This window comes from Enterobacter cloacae complex sp. HYC074_NIDB, assembly GCF_056673345.1.
The window spans coordinates 3,570,857-3,589,858 of the sequence record NZ_CP114214.1; the positions used below are offsets into that span (position 1 = coordinate 3,570,857).

The following is a 19,002-nucleotide window of genomic DNA, read 5'->3' on the forward strand; positions in this document are numbered from 1 at the left end:
TGGAGTCTGTTAATGCGTACGCCTTTCCTGATAATCCCTCTTTTCCTGACCGGTTGCAGCCATATGGCTAATGATAACTGGTCGGGTCAGGATAAAGCTCAACACTTTCTGGCGTCTGCAATGTTGTCCGCTGCGGGTAATGAGTATGCGCTGCACCAGGGGTATAGCCGGGATCGAAGTGCCACAATGGGCCTGATGTTCTCCATCAGCCTGGGGGCATCAAAAGAACTTTGGGATAGCCGCCCCTCGGGAAGCGGCTGGAGCTGGAAAGATTTTGCCTGGGACGTAGCCGGGGCAACAACCGGCTACGCCGTCTGGCAGATGGCGCATTATTAAAGGCGGATCCCTTTTCCTTTACGATGCAGCATCAGGGAGACAATAAACGCCAGCACCCCCATGATGGTGACATACCAGAAGAAGGTCGTTTCACTGCCCCATGACTTTAGGGATAGCGCGACATATTCTGCTGATCCGCCAAACAGGGCGTTAGCGACCGCATAAGAGAGGCCTACGCCCAGCGCCCTCACCTGTGCGGGAAACATTTCCGCTTTCAAAATGCCACTGATTGCCGTGTAAAAACTAATAATAATAAGTGCCACCATAATCAAAGCGAAAGCGGCATACGGAGAGGTTGTATGCTGTAGCGCCGTCAAAAGCGGAACAGTCCCCAGGGTGAGCATGCCACCAAAGATCAGCATGGAGGTGCGGCGACCTATTTTGTCCGACAACGCGCCAACAATCGGCTGGATGAGCATAAAGACCAGTAACGCCACCGTCATGACGACACTCGCAACGTTAGCATGCATGCCCGTCGTGTTGACCAGATATTTTTGCATATAGGTGGTGAAGGTATAGAAGCTTAGCGAGCCTGCGGCGGTAAAGCCTAGTACCATCAAAAATGCTTTGCGGTTACGCCACAACCCTTTCATCGAACCGGCTTCTTTCAGCGCCCTGACCTCCTGCTGGGAGGTTTCATCAAGCTGACGGCGTAACCACAGCGCCACAACCGCCAGGGCGGCCCCCAGGGCAAACGGGATGCGCCAGCCCCAGGCGCGTAAATCTTCATCGCTAAGGATTTGTTGAAGGATCACCACAACCAGTAACGCCAGTAGCTGTCCGCCAATGAGGGTTACATACTGGAATGATGCATAGAAACCTTTGCGCCCTTCAACAGCCACTTCGCTCATGTATGTCGCGCTGGTGCCGTATTCGCCACCCACTGACAGCCCCTGGAACAGACGTGCCAGCAACAGCAACGCCGGTGCCCATGTTCCGATTGTGTCATATCCGGGCAAGCAGGCAATCACCAGCGAGCCGACGCACATCATGCACACAGAGATGAGCATGGATGTCTTGCGCCCTTTCCTGTCCGCGATCCTGCCGAACAGCCATCCGCCAATGGGACGCATCAGGAACCCGGCGGCAAAAACGCCTGCGGTTTGCAGAAGCTGCGTTGTGGTGTTCCCTGATGGGAAAAAGATATGCGCAAAGTAGAGTGAACAGAATGAATAGACGTAAAAATCAAACCACTCTACAAGGTTCCCCGATGAGGCTCCAACAATTGCCCAAACCCGACGGCGAGTATCCTTGCCTGCTAAACTTGTGTTATCCGTATCTGCACTGGCTACGGTTTCTGTCATTTTAAAATCCCCTGTCTCACATTGCGGGCCATTGCCCACAAACAGTAAAACCGGATTTAAAACGAATCGTTAGGTAAATAAAATGTTTCCAATATGTTTCATTGGATTTTGTGAACTCGATCAGGTATCGAATTATTAGCGGACGTAGTAATTATCCCCACGCTTGCTGGTGAGCCTTTTTTCGCTGCAAATAATCTTCATCGGCACGAATTTTATCCCACCACGTTTTGAATACCGCAGCGGCCTCTGCTTTTACTGGATCGTGATCGAGGGGTTTGACCTGGCGCTTCTCATCATACTTTTTTCCGCCTTTATGATTGGCGTATCGCCGGGCACGGGTGTATCCCATCTGTATGAATTTACGCGCCATATCCATACCTACAAAATCGTTATTCCTGCGGTACTCTTCAAAGAGGGCGTAGATCTCTTCTGCCGAACGCGCTGCGACTTCAGCATTTTTATAACGCCAGTGTGGAAGGATTTCGCTTTTATAAGGCTCGACCATCAATACGCCCTGCTCACCCCGGCCCACCTGATACCGTTCGGGATGTTCGCGAAAATTAATATTGGCAAAATCTTGTTGATAATCAAAGGGACGAGTCAAAGCGGCACCATTGTTAAAATTGTTTTAACAATTGTAGGCCGGATAAGGGGAAGCCGCCATCCGGCATGTTTTCCGCGCCCAAAGCAAAAAACCCCGTACCTTACGGTACGGGGTTTTTCTTGTTTGATGCCTGGCAGTTCCCTACTCTCACATGGGGAGACCCCACACTACCATCGGCGCTACGGCGTTTCACTTCTGAGTTCGGCATGGGGTCAGGTGGGACCACCGCGCTACAGCCGCCAGGCAAATTCTTGTGCTCTGTCCTGTGTCTTTCGCACTGATACTGCGTTGGCTGCTCTCGTAAAGTCAGTCACATACCTCAGTATGCTCCTTCCTTTCCTTCGTTTGCCGCCTTGTCTCAGCGCAAAATCCTTCGGACTCTGAATCTAAGCTGAAAATTCTGTCTCTTCGCCAAAACATCTTCGGCGTTGTAAGGTTAAGCCTCACGGTTCATTAGTATCGGTTAGCTCAACGCATCGCTGCGCTTACACACCCGACCTATCAACGTCGTCGTCTTCAACGTTCCTTCAGGAGACTCAAGGTCTCAGGGAGAACTCATCTCGGGGCAAGTTTCGTGCTTAGATGCTTTCAGCACTTATCTCTTCCGCATTTAGCTACCGGGCAGTGCCATTGGCATGACAACCCGAACACCAGTGATGCGTCCACTCCGGTCCTCTCGTACTAGGAGCAGCCCCCCTCAATTCTCCAGCGCCCACGGCAGATAGGGACCGAACTGTCTCACGACGTTCTAAACCCAGCTCGCGTACCACTTTAAATGGCGAACAGCCATACCCTTGGGACCTACTTCAGCCCCAGGATGTGATGAGCCGACATCGAGGTGCCAAACACCGCCGTCGATATGAACTCTTGGGCGGTATCAGCCTGTTATCCCCGGAGTACCTTTTATCCGTTGAGCGATGGCCCTTCCATTCAGAACCACCGGATCACTATGACCTGCTTTCGCACCTGCTCGCGCCGTCACGCTCGCAGTCAAGCTGGCTTATGCCATTGCACTAACCTCCTGATGTCCGACCAGGATTAGCCAACCTTCGTGCTCCTCCGTTACTCTTTGGGAGGAGACCGCCCCAGTCAAACTACCCACCAGACACTGTCCGCAACCCGGATCACGGGTCTACGTTAGAACACCAGCCATTAAAGGGTGGTATTTCAAGGATGGCTCCACGCAGACTGGCGTCCACGCTTCAAAGCCTCCCACCTATCCTACACATCAAGGACCAGTGTTCAGTGTCAAGCTATAGTAAAGGTTCACGGGGTCTTTCCGTCTTGCCGCGGGTACACTGCATCTTCACAGCGAGTTCAATTTCACTGAGTCTCGGGTGGAGACAGCCTGGCCATCATTACGCCATTCGTGCAGGTCGGAACTTACCCGACAAGGAATTTCGCTACCTTAGGACCGTTATAGTTACGGCCGCCGTTTACCGGGGCTTCGATCAAGAGCTTCGCGTTGCCGCTAACCCCATCAATTAACCTTCCGGCACCGGGCAGGCGTCACACCGTATACGTCCACTTTCGTGTTTGCACAGTGCTGTGTTTTTAATAAACAGTTGCAGCCAGCTGGTATCTTCGACTGATTTCAGCTCCGTCCGCAGGGACTTCACCTACCTATCAGCGTGCCTTCTCCCGAAGTTACGGCACCATTTTGCCTAGTTCCTTCACCCGAGTTCTCTCAAGCGCCTTGGTATTCTCTACCTGACCACCTGTGTCGGTTTGGGGTACGATTTCGTGTTACCTGATGCTTAGAGGCTTTTCCTGGAAGCAGGGCATTTATCACTTCAGCACCGTAGTGCCTCGTCATCACACCTCAGCGTTAACAAGGTACCGGATTTACCTGGAACCTCCGCCTACATGCTTAAACCGGGACAACCGTCGCCCGGCTGACATAGCCTTCTCCGTCCCCCCTTCGCAGTAACACCAAGTACAGGAATATTAACCTGTTTCCCATCGACTACGCCTTTCGGCCTCGCCTTAGGGGTCGACTCACCCTGCCCCGATTAACGTTGGACAGGAACCCTTGGTCTTCCGGCGAGCGGGCTTTTCACCCGCTTTATCGTTACTTATGTCAGCATTCGCACTTCTGATACCTCCAGCATGCCTCACAGCACACCTTCAACGGCTTACAGAACGCTCCCCTACCCAACAACACATAGTGTCGCTGCCGCAGCTTCGGTGCATGGTTTAGCCCCGTTACATCTTCCGCGCAGGCCGACTCGACCAGTGAGCTATTACGCTTTCTTTAAATGATGGCTGCTTCTAAGCCAACATCCTGGCTGTCTGTGCCTTCCCACATCGTTTCCCACTTAACCATGACTTTGGGACCTTAGCTGGCGGTCTGGGTTGTTTCCCTCTTCACGACGGACGTTAGCACCCGCCGTGTGTCTCCCGTGATAACATTCTTCGGTATTCGTAGTTTGCATCGGGTTGGTAAGCCGGGATGGCCCCCTAGCCGAAACAGTGCTCTACCCCCGAAGATGAATTCACGAGGCGCTACCTAAATAGCTTTCGGGGAGAACCAGCTATCTCCCGGTTTGATTGGCCTTTCACCCCCAGCCACAGGTCATCCGCTAATTTTTCAACATTAGTCGGTTCGGTCCTCCAGTTAGTGTTACCCAACCTTCAACCTGCCCATGGCTAGATCACCGGGTTTCGGGTCTATACCCTGCAACTTAACGCCCAGTTAAGACTCGGTTTCCCTTCGGCTCCCCTATACGGTTAACCTTGCTACAGAATATAAGTCGCTGACCCATTATACAAAAGGTACGCAGTCACCCCATAAAGAGGCTCCCACTGCTTGTACGTACACGGTTTCAGGTTCTTTTTCACTCCCCTCGCCGGGGTTCTTTTCGCCTTTCCCTCACGGTACTGGTTCACTATCGGTCAGTCAGGAGTATTTAGCCTTGGAGGATGGTCCCCCCATATTCAGACAGGATACCACGTGTCCCGCCCTACTCTTCGAGTTCACAACCTGTGCATTTTCGTGTACGGGACTATCACCCTGTACCGTCGGACTTTCCAGACCGTTCCACTAACACACAAGCTGATTCAGACTCCGGGCTGCTCCCCGTTCGCTCGCCGCTACTGGGGGAATCTCGGTTGATTTCTTTTCCTCGGGGTACTTAGATGTTTCAGTTCCCCCGGTTCGCCTCGTTAACCTATGTATTCAGTTAACGATAGTGTGTCGGAACACACTGGGTTTCCCCATTCGGACATCGCCGGGTCAAGGGTTCATATCACCTCGCCGGCGCTTTTCGCAGATTAGCACGTCCTTCATCGCCTCTGACTGCCAGGGCATCCACCGTGTACGCTTAGTCGCTTAACCTCACAACCCGAAGATGTTTCACTTCTGATTGCGAAAATTTGAGAGACTCGAACACACATGAGCTGTGTGTCGTTTCAATTTTCAGCTTGATCCAGATTTTTAAAGAGCAAATATCTCAAACGTGACTCGCAAGTCAGTTTTGAGATATGACGGCAGGTGACTTTCACTCACGAACCAGCAAGTGGCGTCCCCTAGGGGATTCGAACCCCTGTTACCGCCGTGAAAGGGCGGTGTCCTGGGCCTCTAGACGAAGGGGACGTACAGTCTCAATCGCAAGACGCCTTGCTATTTACTTTTCATCAGACAATCTGTGTGAGCACTGCAAAGGCAGGTTCTTTAAGGTAAGGAGGTGATCCAACCGCAGGTTCCCCTACGGTTACCTTGTTACGACTTCACCCCAGTCATGAATCACAAAGTGGTAAGCGCCCTCCCGAAGGTTAAGCTACCTACTTCTTTTGCAACCCACTCCCATGGTGTGACGGGCGGTGTGTACAAGGCCCGGGAACGTATTCACCGTGGCATTCTGATCCACGATTACTAGCGATTCCGACTTCATGGAGTCGAGTTGCAGACTCCAATCCGGACTACGACGCACTTTATGAGGTCCGCTTGCTCTCGCGAGGTCGCTTCTCTTTGTATGCGCCATTGTAGCACGTGTGTAGCCCTACTCGTAAGGGCCATGATGACTTGACGTCATCCCCACCTTCCTCCAGTTTATCACTGGCAGTCTCCTTTGAGTTCCCGGCCGGACCGCTGGCAACAAAGGATAAGGGTTGCGCTCGTTGCGGGACTTAACCCAACATTTCACAACACGAGCTGACGACAGCCATGCAGCACCTGTCTCAGAGTTCCCGAAGGCACCAATCCATCTCTGGAAAGTTCTCTGGATGTCAAGAGTAGGTAAGGTTCTTCGCGTTGCATCGAATTAAACCACATGCTCCACCGCTTGTGCGGGCCCCCGTCAATTCATTTGAGTTTTAACCTTGCGGCCGTACTCCCCAGGCGGTCGACTTAACGCGTTAGCTCCGGAAGCCACGCCTCAAGGGCACAACCTCCAAGTCGACATCGTTTACGGCGTGGACTACCAGGGTATCTAATCCTGTTTGCTCCCCACGCTTTCGCACCTGAGCGTCAGTCTTTGTCCAGGGGGCCGCCTTCGCCACCGGTATTCCTCCAGATCTCTACGCATTTCACCGCTACACCTGGAATTCTACCCCCCTCTACAAGACTCTAGCCTGCCAGTTTCGAATGCAGTTCCCAGGTTGAGCCCGGGGATTTCACATCCGACTTGACAGACCGCCTGCGTGCCCTTTACGCCCAGTAATTCCGATTAACGCTTGCACCCTCCGTATTACCGCGGCTGCTGGCACGGAGTTAGCCGGTGCTTCTTCTGCGGGTAACGTCAATTGCTGAGGTTATTAACCTCAACACCTTCCTCCCCGCTGAAAGTACTTTACAACCCGAAGGCCTTCTTCATACACGCGGCATGGCTGCATCAGGCTTGCGCCCATTGTGCAATATTCCCCACTGCTGCCTCCCGTAGGAGTCTGGACCGTGTCTCAGTTCCAGTGTGGCTGGTCATCCTCTCAGACCAGCTAGGGATCGTCGCCTAGGTGAGCCGTTACCCCACCTACTAGCTAATCCCATCTGGGCACATCCGATGGCAAGAGGCCCGAAGGTCCCCCTCTTTGGTCTTGCGACGTTATGCGGTATTAGCTACCGTTTCCAGTAGTTATCCCCCTCCATCAGGCAGTTTCCCAGACATTACTCACCCGTCCGCCACTCGTCAGCGAAGCAGCAAGCTGCTTCCTGTTACCGTTCGACTTGCATGTGTTAGGCCTGCCGCCAGCGTTCAATCTGAGCCATGATCAAACTCTTCAATTTAAAAGTTTGATGCTCAATGAATTAAACTTCGTAATGAATTACGTGTTCACTCGTTGAGACTTGGTATTCATTTTTCGTCCGAGGACGTTAAGAATCCATGTCACTTTGAGTGCCCACACAGATTGTCTGATAAATTGTTAAAGAGCAGTGCCGCTTCGTTTTCTCTGCGGCGCGGGGTGTGCATATTACGCTTTCCCGCTTCAGAGTCAAGCGTTTGTTTTGCTTTTCTCTGCTGACCCGGCGGCTTGCGTGCCGTTGTTCCGTGTCAGTGGAGGCGCATTATAGGGAGTTATTCTGAGGCTGCAAGTGCAAAGTGAAAATTATTTACCGACTGCTCACTTTCCAGGCAAAACACATCTCAGACATTAATTCTTGCCTGGTTTTTAAACAAAAACGAGCCGCAAGCGGCCCGTTTTTGCGTTTTGTGACTTACTGCACTGCCACAATTCGGTCTTCGTTGGCTTCCAGACGGATAACTTTGCCCGGAACCAGCTCCCCAGAGAGGATTTGTTGTGCCAGCGGGTTTTCGATCTGCTGCTGGATAGCACGTTTTAACGGACGCGCACCATAAACAGGATCGTAACCATTCTCGCTCAGCAGTTTCAGCGCATCATCCGAGATGTGGATTTCATACCCACGCTCTTCCAGACGTTTGTACAGACGCTGCAACTGGATCTGCGCAATCGACGCAATGTGTTTCTCACCCAGCGGATGGAACACGACCACTTCATCAATACGGTTGATGAACTCCGGACGGAAGTTTTGGCTGACCACACCCAGCACCAGATCTTTCATATGGCTGTAATCCAGCTCACCGAAGCGTTCCTGAATCAAATCGGAACCCAGGTTCGAGGTCATGATCACCACCGTGTTACGGAAGTCGACCGTTCTTCCCTGCCCATCCGTCAGACGCCCATCATCCAGCACCTGCAACAGAATGTTAAACACGTCAGGATGTGCCTTTTCTACTTCATCCAGCAGGATGACGGAATAAGGACGACGGCGAACCGCTTCCGTCAGATAACCGCCCTCTTCATAACCGACATATCCCGGAGGCGCACCGACCAGACGCGAGACGGCGTGTTTCTCCATAAACTCGGACATATCGATACGCACCATCGCGTCATCGCTGTCGAACATAAAGTTAGCCAGCGCTTTACACAGCTCAGTTTTACCGACACCGGTTGGCCCCAGGAACAGGAACGAGCCGATTGGACGATTCGGATCGGACAGCCCCGCACGGCTACGACGAATGGCGTTAGATACCGCTTCGACCGCTTCGTTCTGTCCAATGACGCGCTGATGCAGATCCTGCTCCATACGCAGCAGTTTCTCGCGTTCGCTTTCCATCATGCGAGCCACAGGAATACCCGTCCAGCGCGCCAGCACTTCGGCAATCTCGGCATCCGTCACTTTATTACGCAACAGACGCATGGTTTTGCCTTCCGATTGCGTGGCGATCTCGAGTTGTTTTTCCAGCTCAGGGATCTTGCCGTACTGTAGTTCGGACATCCGTGCCAGATCCCCTACGCGACGCGCCTGCTCAATGGCAATTTTAGCCTGCTCCAGCTCCGCCTTGATTGTCTGGGTGCCAGAGAGGGAGGCTTTCTCAGCTTTCCACTCTTCTTCCAGCTCAGAATACTGACGCTCTTTCTCGTCCAGTTCTTCGTTGAGCATATCAAGGCGTTTCTTGCTCGCTTCATCAGACTCTTTGTTCAGCGCCTGCTGTTCCAGCTTGAGCTGGATAATACGGCGATCGAGTCGGTCAAGCTCTTCCGGTTTCGAGTCAATCTGCATACGGATGCTGGACGCCGCTTCATCGATAAGGTCAATGGCTTTATCCGGCAACTGACGGTCGGCAATGTAACGATGCGAAAGCGTCGCCGCCGCAACGATGGCCGGGTCGGTGATCTGCACGTGATGGTGCAGCTCATAACGCTCTTTCAGACCACGCAAAATGGCGATGGTATCTTCAACGCTTGGTTCAGCGACAAACACCTTCTGGAAACGACGCTCCAGCGCGGCATCTTTCTCAATGTACTGACGATACTCGTCAAGCGTAGTGGCGCCGACACAGTGAAGTTCACCGCGCGCCAGAGCAGGTTTCAGCATGTTCCCGGCATCCATTGCGCCGTCAGCTTTACCCGCCCCCACCATGGTGTGCAGTTCGTCGATAAACAGGATGACATTACCTTCCTGCTTCGCCAGATCGTTCAGCACGCCTTTCAGACGCTCTTCAAATTCACCGCGGTATTTCGCCCCGGCCACCAGCGCGCCCATATCCAGCGCCAGTACGCGACGGCCTTTCAGCCCTTCGGGCACTTCGCCATTAACGATACGCTGCGCCAGCCCTTCAACAATGGCGGTTTTACCGACGCCTGGCTCACCAATCAGCACCGGGTTGTTTTTGGTACGACGTTGCAGTACCTGGATTGTCCGGCGGATTTCTTCGTCGCGGCCGATCACCGGGTCAAGTTTGCCCTGCTCGGCACGTTCGGTCAGGTCGACCGTAAATTTCTTCAAAGCCTGACGTTGGTCTTCGGCTCCCTGGTCGTTCACGCTTTCACCTCCGCGCATGTTCTCAATCGCCTGGGTCACATTAGCGGTGGTTGCACCGGCGGATTTCAGCAGGTCGGTTAAGGTACCGCGTGATTCAAGCGCCGCCAGAACAAAGAGCTCTGACGAAATAAAGTTGTCCCCACGTTTTTGCGCCAGCTTGTCGCAAAGGTTCAGCACGCGCACCAGATCCTGCGACGGCTGCACGTCGCCGCCGGTACCTTCTACCTGCGGTAAACGGCTCAGCGCCTGATCGATGGCGGTGCGTAACTGGCCGGCATTAATGCCAGCGGACGTTAATAAAGGACGTACCGATCCCCCTTCCTGATTCAGCAAGGCGCTCATTAAATGAAGAGGTTCGATAAATTGGTTGTCGTGCCCCAGTGCAAGGGACTGGGCATCGGCGAGAGCAAGCTGGAATTTATTAGTAAGACGATCCAGACGCATAACTCCTCCCATAACAGGTCAAATTTGCTACTGGAGATTAAATGAGGTCATCCCTCAATTATTCAAGGTTAATAACCTGAATTATGTGAAAAGAAAACGGCGCGTACCGGATCGTCTTGATTCTTTAGGTTATATCAGCCAAATGAAACTTGCCATACGGCCTGTCGTCTTGTCGCGGCGATAGGAGAAAAAATCACCCTTTTCGGTGAAGGTACAGCGATCTCCGCCGAAGATTTGAGTCACACCGACGTTATTCAGGCGCTGGCGGGCAAGCTGGTAAATATCGGCCAGATATTTATCTCCGGAAGCCACGAACGCTTCGACCGCTTGCGGATCTTTTTCCATAAAGGCATCGCGCACTTCGGGCCCGACCTCAAATGCCTGCGGGCCAATCGCCGGGCCAAGCCAGGCGATGAGATTTGCAGAATCGTCCTGGAAGCAGGCGACGGTCTCTTCCAGCACGCCTTCGCACAGGCCTCGCCATCCGGCGTGAGCAGCAGCCACTTCAGTTCCTGCCTGATTGCAGAACAACACCGGCAGGCAATCAGCAGTCATCACCGCGCAAACCGTTCCCGGCGTATTGCTGTACGAAGCATCGGCGCGTTTAGACGCATAGGGCTCACCCGTCAGCTTAAGCACCGCTTTACCGTGCACCTGCTCAAGCCAGACCGGTTTTGAAGGAAGGTTTCCCGCAGCAAAGAGGCGTTTACGGTTCTCTTCAACGTGCTCCAGGTTATCGCCACAGTGCGCACCGAGGTTCAAAGACTCCCACGCGCCCTGGCTCACGCCACCGATACGGGTTGAACTACAGGCGGCCACGCCTTCAGGCAGTGGCCACTCCGGGACAATCAGTTTGGTCATAACCAGTCCACGTGATCCTTATGTTCTTCGAAATCTGCGCGCATCGCGTCGATAAGTTCCACCATATCCTGTGGGATCGGCGCATGCCATTCCATCTGAATTCCGGTGATTGGGTGGTAAAGACGCAGCATCGTCGCATGCAGCGCCTGGCGATCGAATTTACGTAGCACGGAGATGAATTCATCCGATGCGCCCTTTGGTGGACGCGGACGACCGCCGTAAACCGGGTCACCCACCAGCGGATGGGTAATATGCGCCATGTGCACGCGGATCTGGTGAGTACGCCCGGTTTCCAGGCGCAGACGCAGGCGGGTATGAATACGGAAATGTTCCATGATGCGGTAATGGGTTACCGCCGGTTTACCCATCGGGTGTACGGACATATGCGTACGCTTGGTTGGGTGACGGCTGATAGGCTCTTCCACCGTGCCGCCAGAGGTCATATGACCAATCGCCACCGCTTCATACTCACGGGTGATTTCGCGCAGTTGCAACGATTCCACCAGGCGAGTCTGGGCGGGAACCGTCTTCGCCACCACCATCAGACCCGTGGTGTCTTTATCCAGACGGTGAACAATACCGGCACGCGGTACGTCGGCAATCGGCGGATAATAATGAAGGAGTGCGTTAAGTACCGTACCGTCAGGATTGCCCGCGCCCGGGTGAACAACAAAGTCGCGCGGCTTGTTGATGACCAGAATGTCGTCATCTTCGTAGACGATATCCAGCGGGATATCCTGCGGCTCGAAGCGGATTTCCTCTTCGATTTCAGCATTGATGGCGACAGCTTCCCCACCAAACACTTTCTCTTTTGCTTTGTCCCAGATCTTGCCGTTTACCAGCACGCGCTGGTCAAGGATCCATTCTTTTATGCGTGAACGCGAATAATCAGGGAACAATTCGGCCAAAGCCTGATCTAAGCGTTGACCGAGCTGATTTTCGGAGACTGTTGCGGTGAGTTCTACTCGTTGTGCCATAAACTGCTTCTTCGTTTAACGTTGGGTTTTACGGCTTTGCCGTTTAATATAGTGTGCTATTGTAGCTGGTCTTAATCGGGAGCAGGAACTGAGTTTCTCCCGGACAAACATTTGAGGAAAGTCAAAACGTCATGACGCGCATGAAATATCTGGTGGCAGCGGCCACGTTGAGCCTGGCTTTGGTGGGCTGCTCCGGTTCGAATGAACAGGTCCCTGACAATCCGCCGAATGAAATCTATGCGACTGCACAACAAAAGTTGCAGGACGGTAACTGGAAACAGGCGATAACGCAACTGGAAGCGTTGGATAATCGCTATCCGTTTGGTCCGTATTCGCAGCAGGTACAGTTAGATCTTATCTACGCCTACTACAAAAATGCCGATCTGCCGCTGGCTCAGGCAACGATCGATCGTTTCATGCGTCTGAACCCTACCCATCCTAACATCGATTACGTGATGTACATGCGCGGCCTGACTAACATGGCGCTGGATGACAGTGCATTGCAGGGCTTCTTCGGGGTGGATCGTTCAGACCGTGACCCGCAACATGCGCGTGATGCTTTCAATGACTTCTCCAAACTGGTGCGTAGCTACCCGAACAGCCAGTACATTACCGATGCCACTAAGCGTCTGGTGTTCCTGAAAGATCGTCTGGCGAAATATGAGTACTCCGTTGCGGAATACTACACCCGCCGTGGCGCATGGGTTGCCGTGGTTAACCGTGTAGAAGGCATGCTGCGTGATTATCCGGATACCCAAGCCACGCGTGATGGCCTGAAGCTGATGGAAAATGCGTATCGCCAGATGCAGATGACGGCTCAGGCTGACAAAGTGGCGAAAATCATCGCCGCGAACAGCAGCAACACCTGATACCGCTACAACGCATAACGGCAGCCCGCGGGCTGCCGTTTTTTTATTCTTTCAGACTTACGCTGAAGCGGTTTAGCTTCAACACATCCATTCAACTATGACCGCAATTTTTGGCTTCGACAAGGTAAATCTCACCTCTTCCTGCCCTGCCTCACAAAAAAGATTCCCTGACAAAAACCGACAAAATAACGTGATCTAAATCACACATTTTGACATTGGGTCGGGTATGCTGGAATCACCAAGACGGAAAGACAAGAGGTAAAATTTATGACAATGAACATTACCAGTAAACAAATGGAAATTACTCCGGCAATCCGCCAGCACGTCGCAGACCGTCTCGCCAAACTGGATAAATGGCAAACACATTTGATTAATCCACATATCATCCTGTCCAAGGAGCCGCAGGGTTTCATCGCTGATGCAACTATCAATACTCCAAACGGCCATCTGGTCGCCAGCGCAAAACACGAGGATATGTACACCGCAATTAACGATTTGATCAACAAGCTGGAACGGCAGCTCAATAAAGTGCAACACAAAGGTGAAGCACGTCGCGCCGCAACCTCGGTGAAAGACGCCAGCTTCGCGGAAGAAGTTGAAGAAGAGTAATCCTCTAAAATTGAGTGTACCGACAACGCGCCTTCGGGCGCGTTTTTTATTGACAGGATCAAAACAGTGCAGGTACTTTAACCCTATCATTTTCAGGATGACCTTATGAAACAGACGCCGTTTTTCTTCGCATTCTTTTTTACCTTCCCCTGACCGGGAGGCGTTTCGTCGTGTGATAAAGAATGCGAAGACGAACAACAAGGCCTCCCACACCGGGAGGCCTTTTTTATTGATAACGATAAAATGAGACAGACAACACTATGACACCGGAAAACCCGCTCCTGGATTTACGCGTAAAAATCAGTGCACTCGACGAAAAATTACTGGCCCTGCTGGCCGAACGCCGCGCGCTCGCCATTGAAGTGGGCAAAGCGAAGCTCGAGTCCCATCGGCCGGTGCGCGATATCGATCGCGAACGTGATTTACTGGAACGGTTGATTCAACTCGGCAAAGCGCATCATCTGGATGCGCACTACATCACCCGCCTGTTCCAGCTCATCATTGAAGATTCCGTTCTGACGCAACAGGCCCTGCTCCAGCAGCATCTGAACAAAACCAACCCGCACTCTGCTCGTATCGCTTTCCTCGGCCCGAAAGGCTCCTATTCTCATCTGGCGGCTCGCCAGTACGCAGCCCGCCATTTCGAAGAGTTTATTGAGAGCGGTTGCGCGAAATTTGCAGACATTTTCAACCAGGTCGAAACCGGCCAGGCAGATTACGCCGTGGTGCCTATTGAGAACACCAGTTCCGGCGCCATCAACGATGTTTACGATTTGCTCCAGCACACCAGCCTGTCGTTAGTCGGCGAGTTGACCATCCCTATCGATCACTGTGTGCTGGTCTCTGGCTCAACCGATCTGAGTCAGATCGAAACGGTGTACAGTCACCCGCAGCCGTTCCAGCAGTGCAGCCAGTTCCTGAACCGTTATCCGCACTGGAAAATTGAGTACACCGAAAGCACCTCGGCGGCGATGGAAAAAGTGGCGCAGGCAAACTCTCCTGCCGTCGCGGCTCTCGGTAGCGAAGCGGGCGGCGCGCTGTATGGCTTACAGGTGCTGGAACGCAATCTGGCCAACCAGACGCAGAATATCACCCGTTTCGTGGTTCTGGCCCGCAAGGCCATCAACGTGTCGGACCAGGTCCCGGCGAAAACCACCCTGTTGATGGCGACCGGCCAGCAGGCGGGTGCGCTGGTTGAAGCGCTGCTGGTGCTGCGTAATCACAACCTGATCATGACGAAGCTGGAATCCCGCCCAATACATGGCAACCCGTGGGAAGAGATGTTCTATCTCGACGTTCAGGCCAACCTGGAGTCTGCATCCATGCAGAAAGCCCTGCGCGAACTGGGCGAGATCACACGCTCCATGAAAGTGCTGGGCTGCTATCCGAGCGAAACCGTGGTCCCGGTCGATCCGGCTTAATGTTCGATAAAGCGGCTTTTCTTCATCCCTGCCACATTTACAGGCAGGGTGAAGATGGCACCGGAAAGCGGGTATTTCTCCAGCTCCTCCGCCTCCATATTTTCCCGCGTGGTGGTGATAAACAGCGTTTTCATATCGTCGCCGCCAAAGCAGACCATTGTCGGGCAGCGTACCGGCAGCCGGTGCTCTTCCAGCTGTTCGCCTTGCGGTGAAAACCGTGCGATACGCCAGCCGTCAAACAGTGCGCTCCAGTAGCAGCCTTCCTCATCCATTGCCGCACCGTCGGGAATACCGTCTCCCTCGCTAAACCGGCGAAACTCTTCGCGCTTACCGGGTTCCCCCTGCTCATCAAGCGGCGTACGGTAGATCACACCGTTCGGCGTATCAGAAGTAAACATCCACCGTTTGTCAGGACTAAACGCTAAACCGTTATGCCCCTGGATATCGCACTGGATCACTTTCGGCGTCAGGTCGTTGTCGATACGCATCAACATGGCCCCGTTATAATCTCCCGGCCCCCAGAACGTGCCCGCATAAAACCGTCCCTGATGATCGGTACCGCCATCGTTAAAACGTGCAAGCTGCGGGTTGGATGGGTTATCGCAAACCTTACGCTGGAGCAGGCCGTGTTTATCGGTCAGCCAGATGGCGTTTCGCATCGCGACGATAAATCCGCCGCGTTCACGCAGGGCAAAACACCCAACTTCTTCATGGAATGAGAGCACCGAGTGTTCCGCGGTGGGCAGATGGTACCGATGGATCTCCCCTTCCAGGATATCCGCCCAGTAGAGCGCCTTCTCTTCTGCACTCCACGTCGGGCATTCAGGCAGATGCCCGGTATAGTTCAACAGCAGCTGCGGTTCAGCCATGACAGTTCCCCAAAATGAAAAAAGCCAGCAATGCTGGCTTTCAGTATATACATCATCAGATTACTGGCGACTGTCATTTGCCTGGCGCAACAGCGTGCGGCTTTCACTCTGGAATCGCGTGGCGTAATCACCGAACCAGTGCTCCACTTTACGGAAACTGTCGATAAACGCTTGTTTATCGCCGTGTTCCAGCAAAGTGATCGCTTCGCCAAAACGCTGATAGTAGCGCTTGATCAGCGCCAGGTTATTTTCAGACGACATGATGATGTCGGCGTAAAGCTGTGGATCCTGGGCAAACAGTCGCCCGACCATCGCCAGCTCCAGACGATAGATTGGCGAGGAAAGCGCCAGCAATTGTTCAAGCTGAACGTTCTCTTCCGCCAGGTGCAGACCATAGGCGAAGGTTGCAAAGTGGCGCAGCGCCTGAATAAACGCCATGTTCTGGTCATGCTCAACCGCACTGATACGGTGCAAACGTGCCCCCCAGACCTGAATCTGTTCCAGGAACCACTGATACGCTTCCGGCTGACGACCGTCGCAGTAAACCACTACCTGCTTCGCCAGGCTGCCGCTGTCCGGGCCAAACATCGGGTGTAACCCAAGCACGGGCCCGGTGTGCGCCGCCAGCATTGCCTGTAGAGGACCATTTTTAACGGACGCCAGATCCACCAGAATGCAATCTTCCGGCAGCGGAGGAAGTTTCGCGATAATCTGCTCCGTCACATGAATCGGTACGCTGACGATAACCATTCCGGCATCCTTCATGAGTTCCGGTGCATGCGGCCAGTCCTCTTTTTCCAGGATGCGCACCTGATAGCCAGAAAGCGTCAGCATTTTTTCAAACAGACGCCCCATCTGGCCGCCGCCACCGACAATCACCACCGGACGCAGCGACGGACAGAGGGTTTTGAAGCCCTTGTCGTTTTCGCTGGAATAGGATTCCCGCATCACACGACGCAGGACATCTTCAATTAAGTCCGGTGAAACGCCCAGCGCCTGTGCCTCTTTACGGCGGGAGGCGAGCATAGAGGCCTCACGCTCCGGAACGTAAATTGGCAGGCCGTATTTGCTTTTAACTTCGCCGACCTCAGCAACCAGTGCCATGCGGCGCGCCAGCAGGTCCAGCAACGCCTTATCCACTTCATCAATTTGATCGCGTAATGCGGTCAATTCAGCAACCATAACTATCCTCTTATGCCAGACGCGTCGCCAGCTGGCCGTTCAAATCTTTGTGGATCTCACGCAGTAGCGCATCAGTGGTTTCCCAGCTGATGCAAGCATCCGTGACGGAGACGCCGGGCTTCATCGCGCTACGCGGCTGTTCCGATGACTGATTGCCTTCATGAATATTACTTTCAATCATCAGGCCGATAATTGAACGGTTACCATCTTTAATCTGTGCAATCACAGATTCTGCAACCGCAGGCTGGCGACGGTAATCTTTATTCGAATTACCATGACTGCAATCTACCATCAGCGCCGGACGCAGTCCCGCCTGTTCCATCTCTTTTTCACACTGCGCGACATCCGCCGGGCTGTAGTTTGGCGCTTTACCGCCGCGCAGGATCACATGCCCGTCCGGGTTGCCCTGCGTTTGCAGCAGGCATACCTGGCCCGCCTGGTTGATCCCGACAAAACGATGGGGCATGGCGGCGGCGCGCATGGCGTTAATCGCCGTAGCCAGGCTGCCGTCGGTACCGTTTTTAAAACCAACCGGCATAGACAGGCCAGACGCCATCTCGCGGTGGGTTTGCGACTCGGTGGTGCGCGCCCCAATCGCAGACCAGCTAAACAGATCGCCGAGGTACTGCGGGCTGTTCGGATCCAGCGCTTCGGTTGCCAGCGGCAGCCCCATGCTGACCAGCTCCACCAGCAGGCGACGCGCAATCTTCAGGCCCGCTTCCACATCAAACGAGCCATCCATGTGCGGATCGTTAATCAACCCTTTCCAGCCAACCGTAGTACGTGGCTTTTCAAAATAGACGCGCATCACCAGATAGAGGCTATCGCTGACCTCCTCCGCTAATGCTTTAAATCGACGAGCGTACTCAATGGCGGTTTCAGGATCGTGAATGGAGCAAGGACCACATACCACCAGCAGACGCGGATCGCGGCCTGCGATAATGTCAGAAATGGTCTGGCGCGAGTGCTCAATCTGAGCTTCCTGCGCGACGCTCAGCGGGAATTCCGCCTTCAGTTGATCCGGGGTGATTAACACCTGTTCGTCAGTGATATGTACGTTGTTCAGCGCGTCTTTTTGCATGATTGCGATCCTGTCAAACTCGTTTGCGATAGTGGTTTTCCTCGAAGAGGTGACACAACGATATCACATCAAGTAAAGATTTCAATCCAAAATACGTACACATTACTTTACAGAAGTCATTTAATTGCAAAATTCATGGCCTAAAACCGTAAATTTAAAATTACACACGCACACTTGTAAGCCAGGCTATGCTCACAAAAAGGAGAATAGCCATGCGTTCAATTACTCTCATGTTGTTGTCGCTGATTTTGTCGGGTTGCCAGATCAATCCTTATACTTTTCAGCCTGGCTGGACCAGCCCGGACTGGTTCACTGCCGGTAAAGAAGACGCTATGAATGGTGTTCCGGTTAAAGATAACCAGGCGCTGGCCGATAGTTTTAATGACCCTCAGGTTGATCGAGGGGAATATCTTCGTGGTTACGCTGACGGACAGAAAAGAATATGCGAAGAGGGCTTTATTCACGCCTGGGGATTAGCGGGAAAATCATTTCCTGCCAGCTGCGATACAACTGAAAATGCAGTAAAACTGTATGAATCCTGGCAACAAGGAATGGATGAAAGTATGCGTTCCAGCAGGCTTAATTGAGCCTGCCTTAATTCCTCTGAATATAGCTCACTGTAAGATTTAGCTTAGGTCAAAACAGGGATATTTCTGACATAATGA

14 protein-coding genes, 1 tRNA gene, 3 rRNA genes and 1 other annotated feature are annotated in these 19,002 nt (G+C 53.1%); of the genes, 6 read left to right on the top strand and 12 right to left on the bottom strand.

Annotated elements, in window-relative coordinates; all coding sequences use genetic code 11:
• Positions 1–12 precede the first annotated feature (12 nt).
• On the top strand, positions 13–336 hold the full coding sequence (locus tag O1724_RS17265; protein WP_003860739.1) for a YfiM family lipoprotein: 324 nt from the start codon (positions 13–15) through the stop codon (positions 334–336).
• On the opposite strand, the gene O1724_RS17270 is transcribed toward O1724_RS17265, so the two are convergent.
• From O1724_RS17270 to rluD, 9 genes are all read right to left on the bottom strand, one after another.
• Positions 333–1,640 (bottom strand): MFS family transporter, encoded by a 1,308-nt coding sequence (locus tag O1724_RS17270; protein ID WP_126296778.1) that lies wholly within the window; start codon positions 1,638–1,640, stop codon positions 333–335. The two genes, O1724_RS17265 and O1724_RS17270, sit on opposite strands and share 4 nt — an antisense overlap.
• Before the next feature lie 151 nt (positions 1,641–1,791).
• Positions 1,792–2,244 carry a DUF4385 domain-containing protein gene (locus O1724_RS17275; RefSeq protein WP_006811623.1) on the bottom strand — a complete coding sequence of 151 codons (453 nt, stop codon included), beginning with the start codon at positions 2,242–2,244 and terminating at the stop codon, positions 1,792–1,794.
• Positions 2,245–2,372: 128 nt separating this feature from the next.
• A 5S ribosomal RNA gene (gene rrf, locus O1724_RS17280) occupies positions 2,373–2,488 on the bottom strand.
• A gap of 188 nt (positions 2,489–2,676) precedes the next feature.
• Positions 2,677–5,581: ribosomal RNA gene (locus O1724_RS17285) — 23S ribosomal RNA — on the bottom strand.
• Between the two features lie 182 nt (positions 5,582–5,763).
• Positions 5,764–5,839, bottom strand: a tRNA-Glu gene (locus O1724_RS17290).
• Positions 5,840–5,923: 84 nt separating this feature from the next.
• Positions 5,924–7,465, bottom strand: a 16S ribosomal RNA gene (locus tag O1724_RS17295).
• Together the 16S, 23S and 5S rRNA genes with 1 tRNA gene alongside form the textbook arrangement of a ribosomal RNA operon.
• A 429-nt stretch (positions 7,466–7,894) precedes the next feature.
• On the bottom strand, positions 7,895–10,468 hold the full coding sequence (gene clpB, locus O1724_RS17300; protein WP_126296898.1) for an ATP-dependent chaperone ClpB: 2,574 nt from the start codon (positions 10,466–10,468) through the stop codon (positions 7,895–7,897).
• Between the two features lie 129 nt (positions 10,469–10,597).
• Entirely contained in the window at positions 10,598–11,329 is a 732-nt protein-coding gene (gene yfiH, locus O1724_RS17305) for a purine nucleoside phosphorylase YfiH (protein ID WP_003863167.1), read from the bottom strand.
• Entirely contained in the window at positions 11,326–12,306 is a 981-nt protein-coding gene (rluD, locus tag O1724_RS17310; protein ID WP_414538993.1) for a 23S rRNA pseudouridine(1911/1915/1917) synthase RluD, read from the bottom strand. The genes yfiH and rluD overlap by 4 nt, the downstream gene beginning before the upstream one ends.
• Positions 12,307–12,437: 131 nt before the next feature.
• On the opposite strand from rluD, the gene bamD reads away from it, so the two are divergent.
• From bamD to pheA, 4 genes are all read left to right on the top strand, one after another.
• On the top strand, positions 12,438–13,175 hold the full coding sequence (gene bamD, locus O1724_RS17315; RefSeq protein ID WP_003863164.1) for an outer membrane protein assembly factor BamD: 738 nt from the start codon (positions 12,438–12,440) through the stop codon (positions 13,173–13,175).
• A 267-nt stretch (positions 13,176–13,442) separates the two neighbouring features.
• The gene (raiA, locus tag O1724_RS17320) at positions 13,443–13,784 is read left to right on the top strand and encodes a ribosome-associated translation inhibitor RaiA (RefSeq protein ID WP_003863162.1); all 342 of its coding nucleotides are present in this window, start codon (positions 13,443–13,445) and stop codon (positions 13,782–13,784) included.
• A gap of 104 nt (positions 13,785–13,888) precedes the next feature.
• Positions 13,889–14,014, top strand: a sequence feature (Phe leader region).
• A complete protein-coding gene (pheL, locus tag O1724_RS17325; RefSeq protein ID WP_100229775.1) occupies positions 13,890–13,937 on the top strand; it encodes a pheA operon leader peptide PheL in 48 nt (15 codons plus the stop codon). It overlaps the preceding feature by 48 nt.
• Positions 14,015–14,044: 30 nt before the next feature.
• The gene (gene pheA / locus O1724_RS17330) at positions 14,045–15,205 is read left to right on the top strand and encodes a bifunctional chorismate mutase/prephenate dehydratase (protein WP_023314685.1); all 1,161 of its coding nucleotides are present in this window, start codon (positions 14,045–14,047) and stop codon (positions 15,203–15,205) included.
• On the opposite strand, the gene O1724_RS17335 is transcribed toward pheA, so the two are convergent.
• From O1724_RS17335 to aroF, 3 genes are read right to left on the bottom strand one after another with little or no spacing between them, the layout of a single operon-like run.
• Positions 15,202–16,074 (bottom strand): SMP-30/gluconolactonase/LRE family protein, encoded by an 873-nt coding sequence (locus O1724_RS17335; RefSeq protein ID WP_032609874.1) that lies wholly within the window; start codon positions 16,072–16,074, stop codon positions 15,202–15,204. The genes pheA and O1724_RS17335 overlap by 4 nt on opposite strands.
• 60 nt (positions 16,075–16,134) lie before the next feature.
• A complete protein-coding gene (tyrA, locus tag O1724_RS17340) occupies positions 16,135–17,256 on the bottom strand; it encodes a bifunctional chorismate mutase/prephenate dehydrogenase (protein ID WP_022649060.1) in 1,122 nt (373 codons plus the stop codon).
• Between the two features lie 10 nt (positions 17,257–17,266).
• Positions 17,267–18,337 carry a 3-deoxy-7-phosphoheptulonate synthase AroF gene (aroF, locus tag O1724_RS17345; protein ID WP_006811632.1) on the bottom strand — a complete coding sequence of 357 codons (1,071 nt, stop codon included), beginning with the start codon at positions 18,335–18,337 and terminating at the stop codon, positions 17,267–17,269.
• A 212-nt stretch (positions 18,338–18,549) separates the two neighbouring features.
• Here aroF and O1724_RS17350 point away from each other — a divergent pair, with 212 nt between their 5' ends.
• Entirely contained in the window at positions 18,550–18,924 is a 375-nt protein-coding gene (locus tag O1724_RS17350) for a DUF2799 domain-containing protein (RefSeq protein WP_126296899.1), read from the top strand.
• The last annotated feature ends 78 nt before the right edge of the window (positions 18,925–19,002 follow it).

What these genes read in the sequence shown, in the direction of transcription:
- O1724_RS17265 (WP_003860739.1), top strand. Translation starts at nt 13, where the DNA reads ATGCGTACGCCTTTCCTGATAATCCCTCTTTTCCTGACCGGTTGCAGC.
- O1724_RS17270 (WP_126296778.1), bottom strand. Translation starts at nt 1,640, where the DNA reads ATGACAGAAACCGTAGCCAGTGCAGATACGGATAACACAAGTTTAGCA.
- clpB (WP_126296898.1), bottom strand. Translation starts at nt 10,468, where the DNA reads ATGCGTCTGGATCGTCTTACTAATAAATTCCAGCTTGCTCTCGCCGAT.
- yfiH (WP_003863167.1), bottom strand. Translation starts at nt 11,329, where the DNA reads ATGACCAAACTGATTGTCCCGGAGTGGCCACTGCCTGAAGGCGTGGCC.
- rluD (WP_414538993.1), bottom strand. Translation starts at nt 12,306, where the DNA reads ATGGCACAACGAGTAGAACTCACCGCAACAGTCTCCGAAAATCAGCTC.
- bamD (WP_003863164.1), top strand. Translation starts at nt 12,438, where the DNA reads ATGACGCGCATGAAATATCTGGTGGCAGCGGCCACGTTGAGCCTGGCT.
- raiA (WP_003863162.1), top strand. Translation starts at nt 13,443, where the DNA reads ATGACAATGAACATTACCAGTAAACAAATGGAAATTACTCCGGCAATC.
- pheA (WP_023314685.1), top strand. Translation starts at nt 14,045, where the DNA reads ATGACACCGGAAAACCCGCTCCTGGATTTACGCGTAAAAATCAGTGCA.
- O1724_RS17335 (WP_032609874.1), bottom strand. Translation starts at nt 16,074, where the DNA reads ATGGCTGAACCGCAGCTGCTGTTGAACTATACCGGGCATCTGCCTGAA.
- tyrA (WP_022649060.1), bottom strand. Translation starts at nt 17,256, where the DNA reads ATGGTTGCTGAATTGACCGCATTACGCGATCAAATTGATGAAGTGGAT.
- aroF (WP_006811632.1), bottom strand. Translation starts at nt 18,337, where the DNA reads ATGCAAAAAGACGCGCTGAACAACGTACATATCACTGACGAACAGGTG.
- O1724_RS17350 (WP_126296899.1), top strand. Translation starts at nt 18,550, where the DNA reads ATGCGTTCAATTACTCTCATGTTGTTGTCGCTGATTTTGTCGGGTTGC.